The organism is Niameybacter sp., assembly GCF_036655075.1.
In the GTDB taxonomy this organism is placed as follows: domain Bacteria; phylum Bacillota; class Clostridia; order Lachnospirales; family Cellulosilyticaceae; genus Holtiella.
The window spans coordinates 1-6,140 of the sequence record NZ_JAVVQU010000079.1; the positions used below are offsets into that span (position 1 = coordinate 1).

General features: G+C 33.5%; 7 protein-coding genes, 2 tRNA genes and 1 rRNA gene. 3 read left to right on the forward strand and 7 right to left on the reverse strand.

The genetic code is table 11. The annotated features are described in order from the left end of the window. Nucleotides 1–525 precede the first annotated feature (525 nt). From RRY75_RS13575 to RRY75_RS13585, 4 genes are read right to left on the reverse strand one after another with little or no spacing between them, the layout of a single operon-like run. On the reverse strand, nt 526–1,365 hold the full coding sequence (locus tag RRY75_RS13575; protein ID WP_332717268.1) for a phosphatase PAP2 family protein: 840 nt from the start codon (nt 1,363–1,365) through the stop codon (nt 526–528). A gap of 43 nt (nt 1,366–1,408) precedes the next feature. Then, nucleotides 1,409–2,020: a YczE/YyaS/YitT family protein gene (locus RRY75_RS13580; RefSeq protein WP_332717271.1), complete on the reverse strand. Its 612-nt coding sequence runs from the start codon at nt 2,018–2,020 to the stop codon at nt 1,409–1,411. A 24-nt stretch (nt 2,021–2,044) separates the two neighbouring features. Continuing rightward, complete coding sequence (locus tag RRY75_RS14235) at nt 2,045–2,374, reverse strand: MATE family efflux transporter (RefSeq protein ID WP_334309881.1); 330 nt, start codon at nt 2,372–2,374, stop codon at nt 2,045–2,047. After that, nucleotides 2,268–3,005 carry an MATE family efflux transporter gene (locus RRY75_RS13585; protein WP_332717274.1) on the reverse strand — a complete coding sequence of 246 codons (738 nt, stop codon included), beginning with the start codon at nt 3,003–3,005 and terminating at the stop codon, nt 2,268–2,270. Before RRY75_RS13585 ends, RRY75_RS14235 begins: the two co-directional genes overlap by 107 nt. A 164-nt stretch (nt 3,006–3,169) precedes the next feature. Here RRY75_RS13585 and RRY75_RS13590 point away from each other — a divergent pair, with 164 nt between their 5' ends. The 3 genes from RRY75_RS13590 to RRY75_RS13600 all read left to right on the forward strand — a co-directional run bounded on the left by RRY75_RS13590 (nt 3,170) and on the right by RRY75_RS13600 (nt 5,342). After that, a complete protein-coding gene (locus RRY75_RS13590) occupies nt 3,170–4,489 on the forward strand; it encodes an alkaline phosphatase family protein (protein WP_332717277.1) in 1,320 nt (439 codons plus the stop codon). 64 nt (nt 4,490–4,553) lie between these two features. Further along, nucleotides 4,554–5,180, forward strand: coding sequence for an MFS transporter (locus RRY75_RS13595; RefSeq protein ID WP_442935446.1), 627 nt, complete (start codon nt 4,554–4,556; stop codon nt 5,178–5,180). A 21-nt stretch (nt 5,181–5,201) separates the two neighbouring features. After that, complete coding sequence (locus tag RRY75_RS13600; protein WP_332717279.1) at nt 5,202–5,342, forward strand: DUF4177 domain-containing protein; 141 nt, start codon at nt 5,202–5,204, stop codon at nt 5,340–5,342. A 439-nt stretch (nt 5,343–5,781) separates the two neighbouring features. Here the strand turns inward: RRY75_RS13600 and RRY75_RS13605 are convergent. The 3 genes from RRY75_RS13605 to rrf all read right to left on the reverse strand — a co-directional run bounded on the left by RRY75_RS13605 (nt 5,782) and on the right by rrf (nt 6,093). Further along, nucleotides 5,782–5,854 (reverse strand) — tRNA-Lys (locus RRY75_RS13605). Between the two features lie 38 nt (nt 5,855–5,892). Beyond that, nucleotides 5,893–5,967, reverse strand: a tRNA-Pro gene (locus RRY75_RS13610). Between the two features lie 8 nt (nt 5,968–5,975). Then, nucleotides 5,976–6,093 (reverse strand): 5S ribosomal RNA (gene rrf / locus RRY75_RS13615). Nucleotides 6,094–6,140: the final 47 nt, after the last annotated feature.

Sequence of the window (6,140 nt, forward strand, 5' to 3'; positions counted from 1 at the left end):
GACTTTTGAATCGACTGGTTTAATGGTTACTATTTTATTTTCAAAGTTCATTTTTTCTTTATTTATCAAGGCCTTATGCCCTGTGTCTTAGTGGCACTGTGCCCTGCTGACTTGTATTATTATGCATCATATCTTTGTATAAGTCAACACCTTTTTTCATTTTTTTATTTTTACTTTTGTATAGCCTTTTTATTCTATAAATAAGACAGTTTCTAACTCTAGTTCCTATATCATGCATTTTAAGCCTAAATCTATTTTCTTTTTACTGTACAAACTCTATTATATCCGAATTTCTTTCTATCATACATCTAATTTGTATCTTTTTATCTTATCTTATCTTTTCCTTACTTTTCTTCTATAATATTCTCTCCTGCTTCTATTGTCAGGCCTCTTGATTAATGCTATACTAATCCTATCAAAACAAAGTCTTAAAATTGCCAAATTTTAAAGAACCTATCTTCTAGGTAGGAGTACCTTGATAAAAAAAGTCTAGCTGAATCGATTCAGCTAGACTTTTTTTGTCTTTTACTTTAGCATTGTTTTAAATAAATAAGGTGCGCCTGCTGTAAGCCATAATACAATTACTCCATATTGAATCATAGATAAAATCAAATCACCTTGTGTAATAAACTTAAAAGCTGCATATATAACAATAGCACCACCGATGCCTATCCCTATTTTAAAAAGCTGTTTCTTCCAAGTTCCTTCTGTCTGGAAGTGTATATAATTTTGTTCGATATAACAACCTACTACAAATCCCCATAGTGCACCTACTGCTTTTACTAAATCCTTCTCTATTGGTACAATCAAGAAAATAAATGCTAAAATACCCACGCTAATAACATGCCATCTTGTAAAACCTTTCATTTCATCATAGAGCTTATCTGCTATAACAACTGCAATAAGTCCTATGACAACACCACCGATAACATCTACTGGCCAGTGTACACCTAGGTAAATTCGTGACAGTGCTGTTAAGACTATCATTGTACACCCTATAATATACGCACCCTTATCTTTAAAAAGTATCATTGCACTAGTCCAAAAACTTGTTGCAGTCTGTGTATGCCCGCTAGGGAAGGAATAACTTGTAGCAGTCTCTACACGAATTGGGCTTACTACACCTTTTTGAAAAGGTCTTGCTGCTTTAATTAAATTTTTAATGACACCATTTAAAACACTACTTGTCATTACAATCCAACCAATACGTACGGTTTTTTTCTTATCTACACACCAATATAAAATACTTATTACAAGTACTAAAGGTAAACTTTCCGCCAGTGCTGTAATCGCCTCCATAATGGCTGTTAAAAAAGGTGTCCTAATTGCCTGTAGTCCCTGTAAAATACTAATTTCCCAATTCATTATTTTCTCCTTATCTTTTGTAAGCTTTCAACCTTTATGTTTTCTATTGTTTTAAAATAAACTTCACTGCAAAACTTCTAAAATATTCAATGCCTGGTCCTAAACCCAAAGCTGCAATAATAGTTCCTATACCGATTGTTTCACCTAGTGCAACTCCTATTGCAGCACAACTTATATCTAGAGTAATACGAATCCATTTATAAGGCCAGCTTTTTTTCTTCTCTATAATGAGAGGTAAAATATCGTAAGGTCCCACTCCTAATCCTGCTGCAATATAAACCCCTACTCCAAAGGCTACTACAAGGCATCCTGTGATAAGTATCACTACTCTGCCTACCAATCCATATTGATAAGGTAATACTCTATCGATAACCTTTGTAAAGCATTCAATTAATGGTCCTACACAGAAAAGACTGATAATGGTTCCTATGTTAATAAAGCTTTTATCTATAGCTAGTATAAAAGCTAAGATTACTAAATTAATAATGATTTGTACTATGGCAAAATTATAATTGACTGCACTACTTACACCTAAATTCAAAGTCGTATACGGATCACATCCTAAATCTGCTTTAATAAATAATGCAATACCTGAAGATAAAATAATAATCCCTAGTACTAAAACTATAATACGTTTAATGTATGCACGTTCCATATAATACCCCTTTTGTATTTGCTGTCAGCTTTGCTTTACAATAATTCCTTTACCTTGCCATTTATCACTTAAGTAACGTCTCATTGAAATAATACTTCCTACTATCCATCCTATAGGAATAGACCACCAGATTCCATCTCTTCCTATGATAACTGCTAATAAATAAGCACAAAAAACACGTGTAGTTAAATTACATATTGAGCTTATAACAAATATCTTAATGTCACCTGTTCCTCTTAGCACCCCGTTAGCTAAAAACATAATTCCCATTACAATGTAGAACAGAGAAACAACTTGTAAATACTTCAGTCCTACTTCTATAACTTGAACATTTGCCGTTTGATCCATAAACATACCTATTAATTGTCTTCCAAAAGTGTACACCCATCATTCCCAATGACACAATGGACTGTTGAAAGATAGTCGGCACCGCAAATTTGAACATCATTACTAATATATCTTTTCTAAACACCGCTACTTTTCCAATCTCCTTCATTTTGTTAAGTCTGATTAAAAGGAAACATAAGTTCATTAAAGCAGCTACAATTTGTGCAATCAATGTAGCTAGTGCTACACCTGCCACACCTAAGTTAAAATTGACCACAAATACAATATCTAAAACTATATTAAGTAATGTAGATACTACAAGACACATCAAAGGTATTTTTGAGTCCCCTAATGCATTAAAAACTGCCGTTATACCATTATAGAGAAATTGAAATGTACATCCTAAAAAAATAATATTTAAGTATAGCGTAGACTGTTCTAAAATATTACTAGGTGTTTGTAATAGCATGAGAATGCCTCTACAACTCAAGAGGCCTATTATCGAAAAGATTGCTAAGGCATCCGGTCCTACAAAATTTCCTACAATAACAGAGTCAGCTATATTATACAATTGTTGAAAAAAATTGCCTAGTAACATAGGCATTACAAAAAGAAAAAGAATTTTTGTAGGATTCCCTTGTGTCATGTCTTTAGCCATATACTTCACTCCTCATAAATTATATTTCTATTACTTCTGAATCCATTTTAATTTAACTCTAATTTTACCTTCTTACCATTTAAATTTGTATTAGTCTATCATATAATAATAATAAGAAGTATTATTGAAACTTTCAATGAAATTTATAGAATTGAGGTAAAAAGATGTTGACCAAACGTTTACTTGTTCTCTCTTTAGATGCCGTATCTAGCAAAGATATAGACATCCTTTCAACCCTACCCCACTTTAGCACATTTATAAAAAAAGGAAGTCTTATTCAAGAAGTACAATCTATATACCCATCTCTCACTTATCCGGCTCATGCCACTATTGTCACAGGTAACTATCCTATGCGTCATGGTATTATTAATAATACACGTTTAGAACCTAATCATTCAAATGCAGATTGGTTCTGGTATCATAAAGCAATTCAAACACCTACACTCTTTGACTTAGCTTCACAAAAGGGACTCACAACTTGCTCTATTCTATGGCCTGTTAGTGCGCGTGGACCTATTACTTATAATCTTCCTGAAATTTTTCCAACTAAAAAATGGCACCATCAACTTATTATGTCTGGTTTGGCTGGTTCTATGTCTTATCAACTGGAACTTCAACACCTCTTTGGACATATTCGAAAAGGTTCTAGTCAACCTCATTTAGATGACTTTGTCTTAGCTTGTACTAAGCATACCCTTCTTCATTATAAACCTGATGTTATGTTCGTACATATGACAGACGTAGATACTAATCGCCATTACACCGGTCATGATAGTTTCCAAAGTCATGGTGCTTTATTACGCCATGATAAGCGCTTAGGTGAAATCATAGACACCTTAAAACAAACGCAACTTTATGATGACACAACCTTTGTTTTACTTGGTGATCATGCTCAACTTCCTGTTCATTCTTTAATCAAACTCAATAAACTATTAGTAGATGCAGGACTTATTCAGTTAAATACTCAAGGTAAGATTACTTCCTTCGATGCAATTGCTAAATCTTGTGATGGTTCCACCTATATTTATTTAAAGGATCCTAATAACTTATCATCCCTTTCTCAGGTAGAATCCTTACTTAAAGGCTTATTGGTAGAATCATCCAGTCCTATTGAATCATACTTTACTCGCCAAGAAGTTAATGTCTTAGGTGCTGACCCTTCTTGTAGTTTTATGATTGAAGCTAAAACAGGTTATTACTTCATAGATACACATTCTGGAGATTTTGTAGAATGCATTGATCCTAATCAGGTAGGGTATCTTCCTCATCACATTCTTTCTTCACATGGATATTTGCCAACCAAGCAAAATTATACTACCTTTTTACTTGCTAGAGGTCCTGGTATTCGTGAAAACTTTATTTTAGAAAAAGGTTCTCTTCTCAATCATGCACCAACTTTTGCTTACCTCTTAGGGTTACCACTAGAAAATACAGACGGTCATATTGAGTGGCCTATTTTAACAAGAAATGAGGAAATGCTATGAAAAGTTTAACTAAGCAAGAAAAAAGTTCTTTACAGCATTCTTTTGTATTGGTGTATTCAGCACTATTTGTCTAGCCTTAGTTCCCTCTAATAAGCCCTATTTACTTCTTATTCTCTATGGTTTTTGTGTTCTTGGTTTTGCAGGTGGAAATATCTTTTATGATGCATTCCTAGTAGACGTCACTACCAATGAACGCATGGACAAAGTATCTTCCTATGGTTTTGCTATGGGATACATTGGTAGTACCATTCCTTTTATCTTTTGTATTACTATTGTTCTTCTTACACAAGCAGGTTTACTTCCTATTACCTTAGACTTAGCTTGCAAAATAACCTTTTTAATTACAGCACTTTGGTGGGGTTGTTTTACTTTTCCACTCCTTAAAAATGTGAAACAAACTTACTATATCGAACCTGAACCTCATCCTATTAGCCAATCTTTCAAAAGACTTTTTATCACTTTTAAAGAAATTCGAAATTATCGTGGCATTTTCCTATTCTTACTTGCGTACTTCTTCTATATTGATGGTGTAGACACAATTATTGGCATGTCTACCTCTTATGGTATAACAGTATGTTTCCTTATTAACTTATTTATGCCTCTTTCTTTACACTATGTAGCCTTGTTCTTCCTTATTACTACCATGATTGTCATGCTTTTCGCCTCTCATCATTATAGTAAAAAATATTAATATTCTAAAGGAGTGTATATCATGAAAAAGTATGAATACAAATGTATTAGTATATGGGGTGGTGCCACAAAAACTACCGAAATACTGAATGAATATGGAAATAATGGTTGGGAACTAGTATGTGTACAAAATATGTGGTTCTACTTTAAAAGAGAAAAATAAGTTATGACTAATAAATTAAAAAAGATACCTTTCTACTTTTAGAGGAAGGTATCTTTTTTATGTGTCTATTTGACTTAATAACTATCTTACTTATTTACTTATCAGATCATGCACTAATCTTTTCTAAGTAAAGCATATCATAAAGCTCTTGATTATTTACATGATATTCTTCTAATGTACTTTTATATTTAGGACGATACTTTTACATTGTCAATTATACCCAAATAATCATACTAAATATAATATTTACTACATTTATTTTATTGATTTATCATCTATTATATTAGATATAATTATCCTATTCTCTTACATCCTAGATGAAAAATTATTCTTTATAAAGATCACATAATAAATACAAGAAGAGGTAGAGATTAATCTCTACCCCTGATCCATTCACGCATAAATAAGCAGTACATAATGTACTACTTATCTTTAATAATGAGCCACCGGAGGCTCGAACTCCGGACCACTTGATTAAAAGTCAAGTGCTCTACCAACTGAGCTAGTGACCCATATTACTTATGATTAGTTCCACGACATTGGAACTAAATCGGGGTGACAGGACTCGAACCTGCGGCCTCCTGAACCCAAATCAGGCGCTCTAGCCAAACTGAGCTACACCCCGCTTTATAAAGTTGGCAACCATCTACTCTCCCAGTCCGTCTCCAGACAAGTACCATTGACCGCTTTAGTCTTAACCTACGTGTTCGGTATGGGAACGGGTGTTTCCCTAAAGCGCATCGTCACCAACAAATGACCCATAGGAGAATCGAACTCCTGTTACCGCCGTGAAAGGGC